At 56.1% G+C, this 15,960-nt stretch carries 16 protein-coding genes and 1 tRNA gene; 4 read left to right on the top strand and 13 right to left on the bottom strand.

The features are described 5' to 3' along the window. The 3 genes from ACXAH3_RS03555 to ACXAH3_RS03545 form a co-directional block, all read right to left on the bottom strand. The gene (locus tag ACXAH3_RS03555) at window positions 1-540 is read right to left on the bottom strand and encodes a GNAT family N-acetyltransferase (RefSeq protein WP_474860689.1); all 540 of its coding nucleotides are present in this window, start codon (window positions 538-540) and stop codon (window positions 1-3) included. A 199-nt stretch (window positions 541-739) separates the two neighbouring features. Beyond that, window positions 740-1,009 carry a 50S ribosomal protein L27 gene (gene rpmA, locus ACXAH3_RS03550; RefSeq protein ID WP_108856322.1) on the bottom strand — a complete coding sequence of 90 codons (270 nt, stop codon included), beginning with the start codon at window positions 1,007-1,009 and terminating at the stop codon, window positions 740-742. Window positions 1,010-1,030: 21 nt separating this feature from the next. After that, a complete protein-coding gene (locus ACXAH3_RS03545; RefSeq protein WP_474861145.1) occupies window positions 1,031-1,684 on the bottom strand; it encodes a 50S ribosomal protein L21 in 654 nt (217 codons plus the stop codon). 301 nt (window positions 1,685-1,985) lie between these two features. Here ACXAH3_RS03545 and ACXAH3_RS03540 point away from each other — a divergent pair, with 301 nt between their 5' ends. Continuing rightward, window positions 1,986-4,145, top strand: coding sequence for a tetratricopeptide repeat-containing sulfotransferase family protein (locus ACXAH3_RS03540; RefSeq protein ID WP_474860688.1), 2,160 nt, complete (start codon window positions 1,986-1,988; stop codon window positions 4,143-4,145). A 3-nt stretch (window positions 4,146-4,148) separates the two neighbouring features. Here the strand turns inward: ACXAH3_RS03540 and ACXAH3_RS03535 are convergent, their stop codons facing one another. Both ACXAH3_RS03535 and ACXAH3_RS03530 read right to left on the bottom strand, forming a co-directional pair. Beyond that, the gene (locus ACXAH3_RS03535; RefSeq protein ID WP_474860687.1) at window positions 4,149-5,051 is read right to left on the bottom strand and encodes a hypothetical protein; all 903 of its coding nucleotides are present in this window, start codon (window positions 5,049-5,051) and stop codon (window positions 4,149-4,151) included. Beyond that, window positions 5,048-5,827, bottom strand: a complete 780-nt coding sequence (locus ACXAH3_RS03530) for a DUF2059 domain-containing protein (RefSeq protein ID WP_474860686.1) — start codon at window positions 5,825-5,827, stop codon at window positions 5,048-5,050. The genes ACXAH3_RS03535 and ACXAH3_RS03530 overlap by 4 nt, the downstream gene beginning before the upstream one ends. A 209-nt stretch (window positions 5,828-6,036) precedes the next feature. Here ACXAH3_RS03530 and ACXAH3_RS03525 point away from each other — a divergent pair. Continuing rightward, window positions 6,037-6,126: transfer RNA gene (locus ACXAH3_RS03525), tRNA-Ser, on the top strand. Window positions 6,127-6,302: 176 nt separating this feature from the next. On the opposite strand, the gene phoB is transcribed toward ACXAH3_RS03525, so the two are convergent. From phoB to ACXAH3_RS03490, 7 genes are all read right to left on the bottom strand, one after another. Then, on the bottom strand, window positions 6,303-6,992 hold the full coding sequence (gene phoB, locus ACXAH3_RS03520) for a phosphate regulon transcriptional regulator PhoB (protein ID WP_474860685.1): 690 nt from the start codon (window positions 6,990-6,992) through the stop codon (window positions 6,303-6,305). Next, the gene (gene phoU / locus ACXAH3_RS03515; protein ID WP_474860684.1) at window positions 6,989-7,720 is read right to left on the bottom strand and encodes a phosphate signaling complex protein PhoU; all 732 of its coding nucleotides are present in this window, start codon (window positions 7,718-7,720) and stop codon (window positions 6,989-6,991) included. Before phoU ends, phoB begins: the two co-directional genes overlap by 4 nt. A 26-nt stretch (window positions 7,721-7,746) precedes the next feature. Beyond that, entirely contained in the window at window positions 7,747-8,544 is a 798-nt protein-coding gene (pstB, locus tag ACXAH3_RS03510) for a phosphate ABC transporter ATP-binding protein PstB (RefSeq protein WP_474860683.1), read from the bottom strand. 14 nt (window positions 8,545-8,558) lie between these two features. Further along, on the bottom strand, window positions 8,559-9,923 hold the full coding sequence (pstA, locus tag ACXAH3_RS03505; RefSeq protein ID WP_474860682.1) for a phosphate ABC transporter permease PstA: 1,365 nt from the start codon (window positions 9,921-9,923) through the stop codon (window positions 8,559-8,561). Then, window positions 9,920-11,392 (bottom strand): phosphate ABC transporter permease subunit PstC, encoded by a 1,473-nt coding sequence (gene pstC / locus ACXAH3_RS03500; RefSeq protein ID WP_474860681.1) that lies wholly within the window; start codon window positions 11,390-11,392, stop codon window positions 9,920-9,922. The genes pstA and pstC overlap by 4 nt, the downstream gene beginning before the upstream one ends. Window positions 11,393-11,482: 90 nt before the next feature. Then, window positions 11,483-12,517 (bottom strand): substrate-binding domain-containing protein, encoded by a 1,035-nt coding sequence (locus ACXAH3_RS03495; protein WP_474860680.1) that lies wholly within the window; start codon window positions 12,515-12,517, stop codon window positions 11,483-11,485. Window positions 12,518-12,681: 164 nt separating this feature from the next. Further along, window positions 12,682-13,725, bottom strand: coding sequence for an ATP-binding protein (locus ACXAH3_RS03490; protein ID WP_474860679.1), 1,044 nt, complete (start codon window positions 13,723-13,725; stop codon window positions 12,682-12,684). A gap of 301 nt (window positions 13,726-14,026) precedes the next feature. On the opposite strand from ACXAH3_RS03490, the gene ACXAH3_RS03485 reads away from it, so the two are divergent. Next, window positions 14,027-14,269, top strand: a complete 243-nt coding sequence (locus ACXAH3_RS03485) for a hypothetical protein (RefSeq protein WP_474860678.1) — start codon at window positions 14,027-14,029, stop codon at window positions 14,267-14,269. 6 nt (window positions 14,270-14,275) lie between these two features. Here ACXAH3_RS03485 and ACXAH3_RS03480 read toward each other — a convergent pair whose 3' ends face one another. Next, the gene (locus ACXAH3_RS03480; protein ID WP_474860677.1) at window positions 14,276-15,364 is read right to left on the bottom strand and encodes a DUF6456 domain-containing protein; all 1,089 of its coding nucleotides are present in this window, start codon (window positions 15,362-15,364) and stop codon (window positions 14,276-14,278) included. 245 nt (window positions 15,365-15,609) lie between these two features. Between ACXAH3_RS03480 and ACXAH3_RS03475 the strand changes: the two genes are divergently transcribed. Further along, window positions 15,610-15,903: a DUF6477 family protein gene (locus ACXAH3_RS03475; protein ID WP_474860676.1), complete on the top strand. Its 294-nt coding sequence runs from the start codon at window positions 15,610-15,612 to the stop codon at window positions 15,901-15,903. The last annotated feature ends 57 nt before the right edge of the window (window positions 15,904-15,960 follow it).

Raw genomic sequence — 15,960 nt, 5'->3', positions numbered from 1 at the left:
TTACACCATCTTCCTGATGTAAGTCCATGTGGGCACATTGGCGCCGCGCGCAACCGAATGGCTTTCTGCGTCACCGATATATTCGAACCCAGCGTGGGTCAGAACACGGGCCGAGGCCGGGTTGTCCTGAAAGACCTCGGCAAAAATGGTGCAGTTGCCTTGCGGATTTTCATTAATCAACGCGCAAACAGCTTCGGACGCGAACCCAGCATTCCAAAAGCCCGGAGCGACCCAATAGCCAAGCTGGCTTTGCCCGCGATCTAGCTTGTTCAACGTAATCACGCCCAGAACCTCGTCCTGATCTTCGCGCAGGCTGTCCATGACCCAGACATCTTCGTTGCGATCATCGGCCATGGCACGTTCGATAAACGCCTTGGTCAGGCCGGGTGGCAACGGATGCGGGATCGAGCGCGTGGCCTCGGCCACACGTTTGTCCGATACAGACAATTCCAATGCCCCAAGATCGGATTGCCGCACAGGACGCAGCACAAAACGCTCCGCCTGAATGATCGGCTGTGTTCTAATATCAACATGCTTCATGGCTTTCCCTCCTCTGAAAAAGCGCTGAATGCACCGCGTGCTCCGCTCCGAAGTCCAATATTTAGCCTGTGTTTCAGGCAGCATTAGGGCGTTCGTGTGAACGTTGGATGAACAGGCAGGTAAGTACTCCAAACAAAAAGAAAAGGGGCCGGCTATTCAAAGCCGGCCCCTTTAAATTCACTACCTTGTGAGGTTCGGCTTATTCAGCGGCCTCCGCCACCGGGAGAACCGAAATAAAGGTGCGGCCTTTCAGGCCTTTGTGGAATTTGACGGTGCCTTCGCTGGTTGCAAAGATGGTGTGATCTTTGCCCATGCCGACATTGTCACCCGGCCACATCTTGGTACCGCGCTGACGCACGATGATGTTGCCCGGGATCACAACCTGACCACCGTATTTCTTTACACCAAGGCGACGACCGGCTGAGTCGCGGCCGTTACGGGATGAACCGCCTGCTTTTTTATGTGCCATGCTATCTCTCCTTAGCTCTTGTTAGCCTTTGGCCAATTCTTTGGCCTGCTCTACCCAGCCTTCACGCTCGATACGGCCTTTGAACGACAGTTTCTCGTCGAACTCGGCAATCTCGGCTTCGCCCCATGCGGCGATCTGAGCAAAGGTGGTAACGCCATTTTCCAGCAGTTTCTTCTCAAGCGCGGGGCCAACGCCCGACAGCTTTTTCAGATCGTCAGCACCAGCGGGTGCTTCTGCTTTTGCTTTGGCGGCTTTCGCCGGTGCTGCTTTCTTGGCCGGAGCCTTCTTGGCAGGCTTCGCAGCGGCTGCAACAGCAGCACCCGAAACCGAACCTGCACCGATGGCAGATTTCACGCCCGACTTGTCGGCACCCTTTTCAAGGATGTCGGTCACGCGGAGCAGCGTCAGTTGCTGACGGTGACCCTTGGTGCGCTTCGAGCTGTGCTTACGGCGACGCTTCACGAAGTGAATGACTTTTTCGCCTTTGATCTGGTCGATGACTTCTGCCTGGACGCCAGCACCTTCTACGGTGGGCGAACCAACAGTCGAGCCGACCATCAGAATCTCGTTGAACTGGACTGTCTCGCCAGCATCGGCCGCCAGCTTTTCAACGCGCAGAACGTCGCCAGCTTGGACCTTATACTGCTTGCCGCCGGTTTTCATAACCGCAAACATTTGATCTTCCTTCATAATCCGCGTCCTATGGCCCCGGAATGCTCCGGCGTTTGTCGAAGGGCCCATCCCTTCCATTGCCTCGAACTGCGCGCCCGCCACTTACGTTTTGGACATAGTTTTCAAACCCCGCACAGGATAATCCCGGCAGGAATGGCGGCTTATCGGGTGGATTGGGGTTAAAGTCAAGACATTTAAGCCGCGCTTGGGCGCATATTTTCATGCCCTTCGGCTGGCTCTTGCAGGTCTTGGTGGGACATAATAGCGAAGAGCCTAACGTTGTTCCAGCTTAAACGGATCCTCCATGCTGCCTTTGAACTCAAATCAGATCCCTGCCCTGTTTCAAAAAGCGGGCAATCTAGCGCGGGCGGGCAAGCCGAATGAGGCGCTGAAAGTGCTTGAGCAGCTACAGACCATGGCCCCCAAGCGGGCCGAGGTACCGTTCCAGATGGCGCAGATACATCAAAAGATGGGGCGCATGGACGCCGCAATGAATGCGCTTGAGAAGGCAGCGCATCTGGCCCCCGGGGAACTTGCCGTCTGGCGGGCCTATGTCACCCTTGCGCTCAGCCTTGATGGCGCGGCGCGCTCGACGGTCGAGAAACAGCTGAAATCCGCAAAGATCCCCACGGCCGAGCGTAAGCGGCTGACTGGTTTGCTAAAAGGCACCAGCGCAAACACCAAGCGCGTCAGTACCACCGCCACGAAAGCCGAAATCGACGCCTTAACCGCGCTTCTGAATGCGGGTCGCGCCAAAGATGTCGAGGCAAAGGCCTGTGCACTGCTGGCACGCGGCCCGAACGAAGTCGTTTCGATGATCCACGGTGTGGCGTTGGCGGCTTTGGGGCAAACGGACGCGGCCGATGCGGCGTTTCGGACAGCAATCTCCGCCGATCCCGACTATGGCGAGGCGCTGGCGCAATACGGACAATTTCTGCTGCAACACAAGCGCCGCACGGAAGCCCGAAAGGTTCTGGAGCACGCCCGCCAGATCATCCCAGACAACCCCATTGTGTTGGGCAATCTGGGCAAGCTTTATGCTGATATCAACGCCCCAAGTGATGCCATCAAGGCCCTTGATGCGCTGCTGAAAGTGGCCCCCAATAACCCGGCAGGGCTGTTTACACGGGCCCAAGCACGCCTGACGCTGGAAGATGCGACCGGGACGCTGGAAGATTTGGACGCGCTGGCCGCGCAAACAGCGCCAACCGGCGAAATGCTGGCCCTGCGGGCTGTCGCCGAGAAACTTCGGGGTAATCTGGATGCCTCGCAACAGGCCATCGACGCCGCGCTGGGAGCAGATCCCAACCACTTGCGGGTGGTCACCATCGCCGCAAACCTTCTGCAACAACGCGGCGAATTCGAGGCCGCCGAAAAGGTCCTGCGCGACGCAATTGCCCGCGGTGTCCGCTCGGGGGCCGTCTATCGTATGGTCGCTCAGGGGCGCAAACTCGATCCCGAGGATCCGCTGATCGCCGAGATGAAAGCGCTGTGGGACCGTTCAGACCTGCCAGATGACGCCCGAATTGACTTGGGCTATGGGCTTGTGAAGGTGATGGAGGACCAGAAGGACGCGGATGCGGTCTGGACCTATCTGTCACGCGCGAACGAAGTTATGGCCCGCCTTTACCCACATGACGCGGCCAAGGAACAAGGCGATTTCGATCGGTTCACCGCCTTCCTAGAAGGGTTCGATCCGGCACGGATCGGCAGCTGTGGTTATGATCAGAACAACACGATTTTCATTACCGGATTGCCACGGTCTGGCACCACTTTAGTTGAGCAAATCCTAGCAAGCCACTCGACCGTCACCGGCGGGGACGAACTGGGCATTTTCCATCCGATGGGCTTTGCCGAGGTCGCCAAGGTGGCCAAAGCGGGTGGCCAAGTGGGCGACATGACCGACACCCAGTTTGAAGACCTTGGCCGCGCCTATCAAGATGCCATCGACACCCGCGTACCCGGCGCGGATCGGATTACCGACAAAACGATCTCGACTTATCAGATTGCGCCCTTGGTCTGGCTTGCTATGCCCAAGTCCAAAATCGTCGCCCTGCGCCGCGATCCACGGGACAATCTGTGGTCAATCTTGAAGAACCGCTTTGTGCCCGGGTTGCACCGCTACAGCTATTCTCAGGAGGCCTTGGTTCAGACCTATCGCCTGTACAATGAATATCTGGACCAGTGGCGCGCCCTTGCCCCAGATCGGATTTACGAAATCTCTTACGAAGATCTAGTCGACGATCCCGAGACCGAAATCCGCAAGCTGCTAGAGTTCTGTGAACTGGAATGGGAGGACGCCTGTCTGGACTTCCACAAGACCAAGCGCGACGTAAAAACGCTATCCATCGCGCAGGTACGCCAACCGCTGTACAAAAGCTCGGTCGGCAAATGGGAACCCTATGCCGAACATTTGTCAGAACTTCTGGACGGATTGAAAAAGCTCGAGATCGGAAAAAGCTGAGCGTTAAAGCTCTTGCTCAAGCGAAAACGTCCCCACCGCGCGGCCCAGATCGTCTGACAGCCGTAAATATATGACGTCAAACGCTGCAAACAGCGCGTGATTCAACGCCTGCCCCGCATCCGTCGCGGAAAACGCGACATATCGGTCCAGCGCATCGAGGTCGATCTCTTCATAGGCCGTGTGAAGATAGGCGTACATCCATTCGGTCGTATCGGTGCGGATATCAATTTCCTGCGACCAGACATGGGATAGAATGTCTTGCTCGGTCATCTGGCCTACCGCCTCGGGCAGGTTCTGATTCAATGCCGTCAGGAACACGAAGTTCGAGTTCAGCGCCCCCATCACATTCAGTTCGATCAAATCGTTTTTGTCTACGTATTCGCGGATCGTATCATCCAATTGATCGGACGTTTCACCTTGAAGCCAGCGATCCCGCGCGGTCTGCTCGGCATCTATGTCCAGAAAAGCGCGGCGGGCGGCAATCTCGTGCAGAATAATATCCTGCATGTCAGCCGTTTTGTAGAAATCACACAACGCTGACAGATGGTCCTGCGCGAGATGTAATTTGAACTGCGCCTGCAATTCGTCCTGCAACACGCCTTGGTCATAAATAGCCTGAACCGCGCTTTCCCAACGCGGCCCGCCCTCGTACCCCAGAAGGTCCATATCCGAGGCCAAGGCCATCGAAACCCCTTCATCATGCAGGATCGAAACCATGTCAGACAGACCAAGAAGCTGCCAAAGCTCTTCAACGCTTTGCGGTTCGGCAGACTGGGATTGATTTGCAACAAGACGCAGTACCTGCCCCTGAATCTGGCCTGTTCCTTCAGCAAAGCTTGCCTGGCTGGACAAGGACACCGCCAGCACTGCGCCCAGCAGGCGAAGAGATCTAGCGCCGCGAGTCACAGTTCGGTCTCCGGCGACAGCTCGTCCAGACGGCTGGCCATGGTTTCATAGCGGTTCGCCATGATCTCGAACTGCACGGCGTTCAGGATCTCATAGACCTGCCCCATCTTGGGGTTCTGAAGCGCAGCCAGATAGTCGATCAGATCCGCCTCGTCCATGGTGCGATAGGCATAAGCGTTTGCAATCAAACTGTTTTCCTCAATGCTGTCCCGCATCAAATCTGATTGGCTTAACAGAATGCCGCGCAGGTCATCCTCGTCAAGCTCAAGGTCGCTGGCACCTGCCGCCATCGCGGCCATCAGATATCGCACCTGTATTTCAATCAGCGATCGGATCGCTACATCGGTCGAACCGATCGCATCCCCCATCGCCTTGTAAAGCTGCACCCTCAAGTCGCCAGTTTCCATCAATTCGGACGCGATTGCAGCGCCTTCGGTGTATTTCACGTCGTCATCAGTCATGTGGCTTTCGTTCTCCACCTCGACCAGACGTTGTCCAAGGGGGCTTTCGTAAAACGACATGCCGTGATCCAGAACGTCCTGCGGCAACACGGCGGAAAGCATTTCAACGGCATCATCCACCATGTCCTTGGGCGCGAACACCTCGCGCGCCAGATCCTGCCATTGACGGCCAAAGACATCAGGGTCTTCGCCGGTCATGCCCGGCCCTGCCATCGCGCCCAACTGGATCGATTCAATCGCCACATCGAAGCCAGTGATCTTCAGAAAGGTCCGAATTTGATCTTGGTCGCTGGCAAATGCACTGGTTGCGGTCACAAGAACAGCCGCTGTGAAACTTATAATTTTGTTTACAATCATAGTATTATATATGTTTCCCACCTAGGTTTTCGACATCAGACTAGCGCCGGGTATCGACCTTGCCAAGCAATTGCCGTTCACGTTTTTTCCAGCATTTCCAAAATAGGCAAAAAAAGTGGTTGCACATGCGGCGTGGTCGAATTATCCCCCCCTTCACAGACCCCCGCGGAGAGGTGCCGGAGTGGTCGAACGGGGCGGTCTCGAAAACCGTTGTGGGTGCAAGCCCACCCAGGGTTCGAATCCCTGTCTCTCCGCCACTTTCCTTCTCTGGAAAGATGCGCACTCCCCCAGAATTGCCCCAAATCAAAGGCTGGTTTGCCACCTTGTATGGCCTGTGTTCACAAGGTTCTGGTGGGGCCTCAAAAGGAAAACGCCCAACGGTGACGCTGGGCGATTATATATCTTATCGATACCTTAGAGGACGATGTTCACATCACCCCAGGGCATACCCGGTACCGCGTACAGTGCGCAGCGGATCGTCTCCACCGTTGCGGCAAAGCGCTTTGCGCAACCGCCCCACATGGACGTCCACTGTGCGCGTATCCACATAGACATCACGTCCCCAGACACGATCCAAAAGCTGCTCGCGGCTCCAAACCCGGCCGGGCTTTTCCATGAGGGTCGACAGCAGACGAAACTCGGTCGGACCCAGTTTCACGGGCTCGCCCGATCGGGTGACGCGGTGGCTTTCACCATCCAGAATGATGTCAGTATATTCCAGCTTTTGCCCCACAGACACCGGACGGGTCCGGCGCAGTTGGGTGCGGATCCGTGCCATCAACTCGCCCACGGAATAGGGTTTCACCACATAGTCATCGGCGCCGGTTTCCAGCCCACGTACACGGTCCACTTCCTCGGACCGTGCGGACAGCATGATCACTGGAATGGCGCGGGTTTCCTTACGGCTTTTTACCTGACGGCAGATCTCGATCCCCGAGACGCCGGGCAGCATCCAATCCAGCAAGATCAGATCCGGCATAACTTCGTCCACCAAGATCAGCGCGTCATCCCCGTTCTCGGCCAAGGTGACATCGTATCCTTCGGAGGTCAGGTTATAGCGCAGGATTTCGCGCTGTGCTGGTTCGTCTTCCACCAGCAAAACGCATGGTTTGTCTGTACTCATGCCTCGGCCTCATCAGCGCCCTCCTTGGGCATTTCATAGTTGGCCGAGGTGCCTTTCGGGCGTGCCTCTTCCGGCAGTTCACCACTGACCAGATAGATCACCTGATCCGCGATCGAGGTCACATGATCCCCCATACGCTCGATATTCTTGGCGATGAAATGCAGGTGCATGCAGGACGTGATGTTGCGCGGATCTTCCATCATAAAGGTCAGGAACTCGCGGAACAGCGCGTTGTACATCTGATCCACTTCCAGATCGCGGTGACGCACGTCTTGGGCCAGTTCTTCGTCGCGGCGGATATAGGCATCCAATGCGTCGGTCAGCATCTGGCGTACTTCGCTGGCCATCCGCTTGATCGCGCCCGAGGCGCCATCAATCGGCTGCATATGCACCAAAACAGTGGTCCGCTTGGCCATGTTCTTGGCATAGTCGCCAATCCGTTCAAGGTTGGCGGCCACTTTCATCACCGTCAAAATCGTACGCAGGTCCGAGGCAGCAGGTTGGCGCAGCGCAATCACGCGGGCGCATTCTTCCTGAATTTGCAGGTCCAGAGCGTCGATTTTCTTGTCGGCGCGACGCACTTCATCGGCCAGCTCCTCGTCCCGGCGCTTCAGCGATTTCGCGCCTTCACGGATCGAGTCCTCGACCATGCCGCCCATCTTCATCAGGTGGGCCTGAATTTCTTCCAGATCGCGGTCGAAAGCGGATGCAATATGTTGGTCAATCATGTCTTTTCTCCTGCCCTTATAGGGGCTTAGCCGATACGGCCAGTGATATAGCTTTCTGTGCGCGGATCTTCGGGATTGGTGAAGATCTTGGTCGTGTCGTCATACTCAACCAGATTTCCAAGGTGGAAAAAGGCCGTTTTCTGGCTGACACGCGCGGCCTGCTGCATCGAGTGCGTTACAATAACCACCGAATAGCTTTGACGCAGTTCGTCGATCAGTTCTTCAACCTGAGCCGTCGCAATTGGATCAAGCGCAGAACAGGGTTCGTCCATCAACAGGACTTCCGGTTCGGTCGCCACGGCGCGCGCGATGCACAGGCGCTGCTGCTGACCACCGGACAGACCGGTGCCCGGAGCGTGCAGGCGATCTTTCACTTCGTCCCAGATGGCGCCGCGACGCAGGGATTTCTCGACGATCTCGTCCAGTTCAGCCTTGTTCTTGGCCAGACCGTGAATGCGCGGGCCGTAAGCGATATTGTCATAGATAGACTTGGGGAACGGGTTGGGTTTCTGGAACACCATCCCCACCTTGGCACGAAGCTGCACCGGGTCGACGCGCTTGTCATAGATGTCTTCGCCGTCCAGCAGGATGTCACCTTCCACGCGGCAAATATCAATCGTGTCGTTCATCCGGTTCAGGCACCGCAGGAAGGTCGACTTGCCACAGCCCGACGGGCCGATAAAGGCAGTGACAGTCTTGTCTTCGATCTCGACCGAGACGTCTTTGATCGCGTGCGTGTCTGCGTAATAGACCTGCACATTCTTGGCCGAGATTTTCATTTCATTCATCTCAACAGCCCTTTCGAGTTTCGTCATATCGTTCATGTCTGCGGCCCTTATTACCAGCGGCGCTCAAATCGGCGGCGCAGAATGATTGCAATGATGTTCATGGTCATCAGGAACACCAGAAGGATGATGATGCCGCCCCAGGCGCGTTCATAATACGCAGGGTCCGCACGTTTTGCCCATTCATAGATCTGGGCTGGCATGGCCGAGTTCGGGGACATTAAGCCTTCGATGATCCCACCCGGATAGTTCGAGGCGATATAGCCCACCATCCCGATCAGAAGCAGCGGCGCGGTTTCACCCAGTGCCTGTGCCAGACCGATGATGGTCCCGGTCAGAATACCCGGCATGGCCAGCGGCAGCACGTGATGGAACACAGTCTGCATCTTGGAGGCGCCGATGCCCAATGCGGCCTCGCGGATCGACGGTGGCACCGCTTTCAGCGACGCGCGGGTCGAGATGATGATCGTCGGCAGTGTCATCAGCGTCAGCACCAGACCACCGACAAGAGGGGCCGATTGTGGCAAATGCGCGAACTGGATGAACACGGCCAGACCCAGAATACCGAACACGATCGATGGCACGGCGGCCAGGTTCGAGATGTTCACCTCGATCAGATCCGTGATCCAGTTCTGCGGGGCAAATTCTTCCAGATAGATGGAAGCAGCAACCCCGATAGGCAAGGCACAGGCCAGCACCACCAGCATCATGTAAAAGCTGCCCAGCATCGAGACACCGATCCCGGCTTGCTCGGGCCGGCTTTCGGATGCATCCGCGCCAGTGATGAAGCCAAGGTTGAAGCTTTTGGCCACAATGCCTGCGTCTTTCAGCTGATCCACCACATCCAAATGCTCTGGGGTCAGGTTTTTGTCGCGGGCAAGGCTTTCGCGGGTCACACGGTCTTTCAGATAACCATCCACACGGGACGATGCCAGCAGACGGAACTGCACAGTTTCACCGATCCGGTCGGGGTTGGCGACTACGAATTCACGAAGGTCAGCAGCCGCACCCGAGGACAGCATCTTGCGCAGATCCTTGCCCTTGGCGAAGGGGTTTTCAACGCCAGCCTCTTCCATCGCTGTTGTAAGCGCGTTTTCGATCAGCGGATTATACCCAAAGGTCGTGACCTTTTTGATCTTCTCGATGTCCCGTTCGCCAGTCTTGTCCAACTTGCTTTCCAAAAGCTCGACCTCGAGCGTGATAAAGGTCTGCTGAAACGCGCCCACACCCTTCGAAATGATCGAAGTGATCAGCACCACAAGAAAGACCAGACCCACGGCGATGGCCGCGATTCCATAGGCGCGAAAGCGGGCCTCGGCGGCGTTGCGTTTCTTGGTGCGTTGGTCCAGTTCAAGGATCGAGCTGGTGGCGCGCGGCGAACCCATTTCGGGACCGTTCTGAAGGCTTGCGTCGCTCATTCGTATTGCTCCCGGTATTTGCGCACGATGTAAAGCGCAAGGACATTAAGGCCTAGCGTGATCAGGAACAGAGACATGCCAAGCGCGAAGGCGACAAGCGCCTCGGGGCTGGCGAAATCACTGTCACCAGTCAACTGGCTTACAATTTTTGCTGTAACTGTGGTCATGGCTTCGAAGGGGTTCAGACCAAGCCGGCCCGCGGCCCCTGCCCCCATGACGACGATCATGGTTTCACCGATGGCACGCGATGCAGCCAACAAAACCGCGCCGACGATGCCGGGCAATGCCGCTGGCAGAACCACCTGACGAACCGTTTCCGATTGCGTCGCGCCAAGCCCATAAGACCCGTCACGCATGGCCTGCGGCACCGCGTTGATGATGTCATCAGACAGCGACGATACAAACGGGATCAACATGATGCCCATCACAAGACCAGCCGTCATGACCGATCGCTGGCCCTGCATCCAACCAAGCCCGTCATCGCCAAAGACGCTCATCAGCATCGGACCAACGGTCAACAAAGCAAACAGGCCGTAAACAATCGTTGGGATACCCGCCAAGACCTCAAGCAAGGGTTTTGCAACGCTGCGGGTTTTAGGCCCGGCATACTCGGCCAGATAAATCGCCGAGAACAGACCAATCGGCACAGCGACCAACAAAGCCACGACCGAGATATAGAGCGTGCCCCACAACAGCGGCAGCAGACCAAGTGCGGATGACCCACCACGGCCCGAGAAGCTGGGCGCCCATTCCAGAAGGGTGAAAAAGTCACTTGCTGGATACAGTCGGAAGAACTCGAGCGTGTTGAAGATTAGCGACAGAATGATGCCAACTGTGGTCAGAATGGCAATCGACGCAGCACCAATCAGCAGCGCCCGAACACCAAGCTCCACCAAATTCCGGGCGCGCAGCTCTCCGTTGGTTTTTGCAAGTGCATAAACAAGGCCAATCACTGCGATGGCCAGCACGACAATCGCGCGGAACAGATTTCCGCTTTTGACTTTTGTGCGCATGTCTTGCGCAGCGGCCAGAACAGGTTGCTGGATGTCAGACCCAAGTGCGACCCCAACGTCACCAAGAAGTGCGCGCACATCGGTTGTTTCAATGTCAATTTGAGCTGCTTCAGCGACGCTTAGAACGCCTTGCTCAACAGCAAGATCAAGGCCGGTCGAGATGCGTTTCACATCACTCATCACCAGCCCCAACTGACCGCTATTCTCGTAAAGATCGGATGGAATGTATTTCGAAACTGAATTGTTGATCACCATTGGTTGAACAACAAGCCAAAGCAGCAAAGCCAGCAAAGCTGGCACGGCGGCCTGCATTGCGACATTGAAGCCATAGTAATTTGGAAGGGAATGAAGCTTGCGTTGATCACCATCGACCGAGGCGAGTGCGCGGCTTCGACCAATTATGAAGCCAGCGAACGCCAACCCCAACAAGATCACAAGTAGCCAGAATGCAGTCATAGGAAACTCTTGCAGAGGAGATGTGGGGCATTGTCCCGACCCACTGAAAGGAGTGTGCGGCGCGAGGTTCCCCCCGCGCCGCGATAGTGCTTAGTTGGTCAGAACTTCTTCGCCAGAAACAGCGGCTTGAGTAACCGACAGTTCAGGGTCAGCAACCAGACCGTATTCCGACAGCGGGCCGTCGGGGCCAGCGATTTCGTCCGAGATGAAGAACTCGGCATATTCTTTCAGGCCGGGGATAACGCCAATGTGGGCTTTCTTCACATAGAAGAACAGCGGGCGCGATACCGGGTATTCACCGGTCGAGATGGTTTCGGTCGACGGTGCGACGCCAGCCATCGTAGCGACTTTCAGCTTGTCGGTGTTGTTCTCATAGAAGGCCAGACCAAACACGCCGATGGCGTTTGCGTTGGCTTCGATCGAGGCCAGCGTCTCGGTATAGTCGCCGTCGATGTCCACTGCGCGGCCGTCAGACATAACTGCCAGACATGCATCTTCAGCATCGTCTTCCGACATGCCGCCAGCAATCATGGCTTCCATTGCGCCAGTGGCTTCACATCCAGCAGCAACAACTTTTTCTTCGAACACTTCACGGGTGCCGTGCTTGGTGCCCGGGATGAAGGCCAGGATGTCTTCGGCAGGCAGATCAGCGTTGAAGTCGGCCCACTGTTTGTAGGGGTTGTCGACCAGAGCACCGTCAACCATGACTTTCGGAGCCAGAGCGTTGAAGATATCCGACTGAGTGAATTGGGTGTAAGCCGGGCCGTCCAGCTGCGACGCGAATACGATGCCGTCATAACCGATGCGAACTTCGATGATGTCGGTTACGCCGTTTTCGGCACAGGCTTTGATTTCTTTTTCGCGAATGGCGCGCGATGCGTTTGCAACGTCGGTGTGCTCTTCGCCAACACCTTGGCAGAAACGCTTCAGACCAGCAGACGAGCCGCCCGATTCAACAACCGGGGTCGGGAAGTCAAAGTTTTCACCGAAGGCTTCAGCAACAATCGAAGCATAGGGCAGAACGGTCGAGGAACCAGCAACCTGCACCTGATCACGGGCGGTAGCAGCGGTGGCAGAAACGGCAGCAATCGCCAGAGCAGAGGCGGTCAGTTTCACGAAGGACATGGGTAACTCCTGTTTATACATTGCGACGCCCTTGGACGTCTTGGCGCCGTCCTAAAGCCATTGATCAAAGCTTTTGTGAATGTTTTGTAACAGGAGTGTGACAATTGGCGGTTTCTGGCAAAGAAACTAGGTAACCTAAGGGAAATCAGGCTCGATCCAAGCAGTTACAGATCGTTGCGCAATAGGACCGAGAATTTGGTACCCTGCTCCAACTTGCTTTCTATCAACAGCCGTCCGCGGTGGCGGTTTATGATGTGTTTCACAATCGCCAAACCCAGCCCGGTTCCGCCCAACTCGCGCGAGCGGTGATTGTCAACGCGGTAGAAACGCTCGGTCAATCGCGACAGATGATGGTCAGCGATTCCCGGCCCATCATCTTGAACGGAAACGCAAATTCCCGGCCCCTTAAAGGCGGGAAGCATTGACAATTGGGTGATCGTGACCGTCACCGTCCCATCCTGCCGTCCATATTTGATCGCGTTCTCGATCAGATTTGTGAAAACCTGTGCCAGTTGATCCAGATCGCCTGCGACCAAGATAGGGGGCTCAAGGTCCGTGTCGAGTACAATTGTGACCCCACGCGCTTCGGCGGTTTGTGACAAAGCATTGCGGACCGATTGTAACACTGCGTTAATATCAACGCTCTCGGTCGGACGTATGCGCGCCATATCCTCGACCCGGCTGAGTGACAGAAGATCCGTCACCAAGCGGTTCATGCGCTTACCCTCGGCCTCCATAATCGCCAGAAACCGCTCGCGAGCTTCGGCGTCATCGCGTGCAGGCCCCCGCAGCGTTTCGATAAACCCAGTTAGCGCGGTCAAAGGTGTCCGCAATTCATGGCTAACATTAGCCACGAAATCCGATCTCATCTGCCCCGCTTCTTCATGCGGCTTCACATCCATGAAGCTCAGTAATACGCCGTTCTCCGCGTCGTTTCCGCCAACGACACGTTCAAGATACACCTCGTACACGACCTCGCGACCTGCTTCGGTCAGAATAAAGCTGACCTGCCCGGCGACGCCATCGGCCAGAGTCTTTTCGATCTGGTTCAGAAGCGAGGGTTGCCTCAAAACAGTCACATAGTGACGCCCGTCAAACCGCATATTCAACAGCTTCTGAGCCTTTTCATTCGACTGGCGAATCCGATTGTCTTGTCCAATGAAAATCGCCGGGATCGGCAATGCATCCAGCATGTTACGCGCAACCATATCTGCCCTGCCTTTTCGCCAGATCATCTGTTTTGCAGTCCTGCAAGACATGACCTTTCCCCCGGCTTGGGTCAATCACAGAAATTATATTCGTAAAAAGTGTTAATGGGCCTTCATAGCCACTTTAATTGGTGTTACTGCGGCCATCTTCTGGTCTGAACAGACCAGACCCTAAACTTACAAACACTATCAAAGAAGTCAGGTCGTGACGTCTTCAAAGAAGATTCTATTACTGGAAACCGCCAGGGATCTGGCATACGCAGGGAATGCTTCAGGACAAGAAGTGTTCATGCCATGCAGCGTGTTTGAACAACTAAACGAACAGCAAATCGCAGACCTTGCATTAGACGTGGTGGTATCGAAGTTCATCTGCGGCTCACTTGACTGTCTCGAGATCAGCCAACGCCTTGCCAATGCAGGATTTTCTGGGCGATACTATGTGCTGGTGCCAGACCTGCCGAACCCACAAATCATCAGCAACGAGATCACGCAAGCCTGTCCCGGCATCGACATTCGGGTCGTCACCGATCCCTTCTCGATCTAGTCACGCTTAGTAGATCAGCTCGTGATCTTCGCCGGTTTGACTGTCATAGTGGCGGGCCAGATACTTCAAGGCGATCCGCAGCATGTATTTGCCCGACCGCGCAGGCATCGACAGCTCGCGCTCGACACATTCCATGCCCTTTTCATGACAACAGACCGCCACGGCCAGCTCTGCCAATTCCGGCCCGATTGCCTTGATAGCCAAGGCGAACCGGCGGCGCGCGTCCAATTTGCGATCCGAAGGATGGCCTGCCGGATCCATTGCGGTCATCACCTCGCCTTTGCGCATCCACGCTGCCCAACTTCCTTGCACTTCCGAGTGTTCGAACTGCCCAAGCGCAAAATCGCGGTTTAAGCGCTCGGCCGAAACAACCAAATCCTTATCCAGATACGGCTTATCCTTGCCCCGCTTTCGCGCCAACACGCGCACTGGCGTTTCTGCACTTGCGGCTCGCGACCGTGAACGAGAGCCTGAAGTTTTCTGCACCGTCACGCGGCTTGGTCCAGCCAAAAAACCAGCCTGACTTTCCGCAAACCCAGCGGCGCGCGCTTCCTGTTGGGCCAGCAACTTGTTCAACGCTTGCCGCCCTGCCTGAGTGACCTGAAAGCAGACAACGCGGCCTTTCGCTCCCCCCTCGATCCACTCCAATAGCGCCATCAACTCGACCACGCTGACCGGTGCCTTCGCGACCGCCGCCGGGTTTCCATCGGGATTGGCTTTCAGAACGACCGCCGTCTCGACGCCTTCACCGACAACCAGGCTGGTGCCCGGTGCCAACAAGGCGCGCACTACGCGGGTTAGATGCGGCGTCATCGGATCATCGCCCGCATTGTCAAACGAAAATGCCACGTGATCTGCGCTGTCGCGGATCTCGTCCCCCAACCGTGTCAGCAGCGAATCCACCAAGGGATCGTCGCGACGCGCTTCGGTCTTGCGCACCTGCCGCAAGACTGTCGAAGCATGAACCCCCATCCCACGCGCAATGGCACGAATGGATTCGCCCTCTTCAGTGTGTTTCAGATAGGTGTGAACTTCATTTGGCAGCCAGTTAATAATAGCCTTGCAGTTGATTTCGGTCCCGATTGTGTTGTGCATCTACGCCCCTTCCAGTTTGTACACCGTGGCACGTACCGAACCTCCCGACCACGCAACCCCCGGTTGTTATCGAGCCGAACAGACCTATCGATCTATGGTTACTGGTTGGTTAACCATGCCAAGTCCCCTCAACACTAGTTTCCAAAATGATAACAAATATTAACGCTGCCGTACGCCGGTCTTGGAAACGCAACACCCCTTAAGGTTGAGTCAAGATGCCGCTGAATCACAACAGCGAGGCAAACATGACCACCACCACTGACATGCTGAAATCCCTACGCCGCCCCCGCCTTCTTGTACGGGCTGCCCGATTTGGCCAAAGCGAATACAATCGCGATAAAGACCTAAAAAAGCTCATGAAAACTGCCGCGACTCCGACGCCCTCGCAAGCTGTTGATGGGCTTCTTGTGACTGAAGCACAGTTGGAAGACACACGAAAATCCGGGGATGCATCCTATTCCTGTTCGCGCCATGTTGAGGTTCTGATCGCCCTGCTGGCCGAGCTTCAGCTGCTTCCACGCAGCTCGCATCAGGCGTAAGCCCTGACACTGGATACAAAAAACGAAAGGGGGGCCGTTAAGCCCCCTTTCCAAACT

It is taken from the genome of Aliiroseovarius sp. ABM4_368, assembly GCF_056161205.1.
The sequence above is the reverse complement of the archived record's forward strand: the minus strand, read 5'-3'. Positions and strand labels throughout refer to the sequence as shown.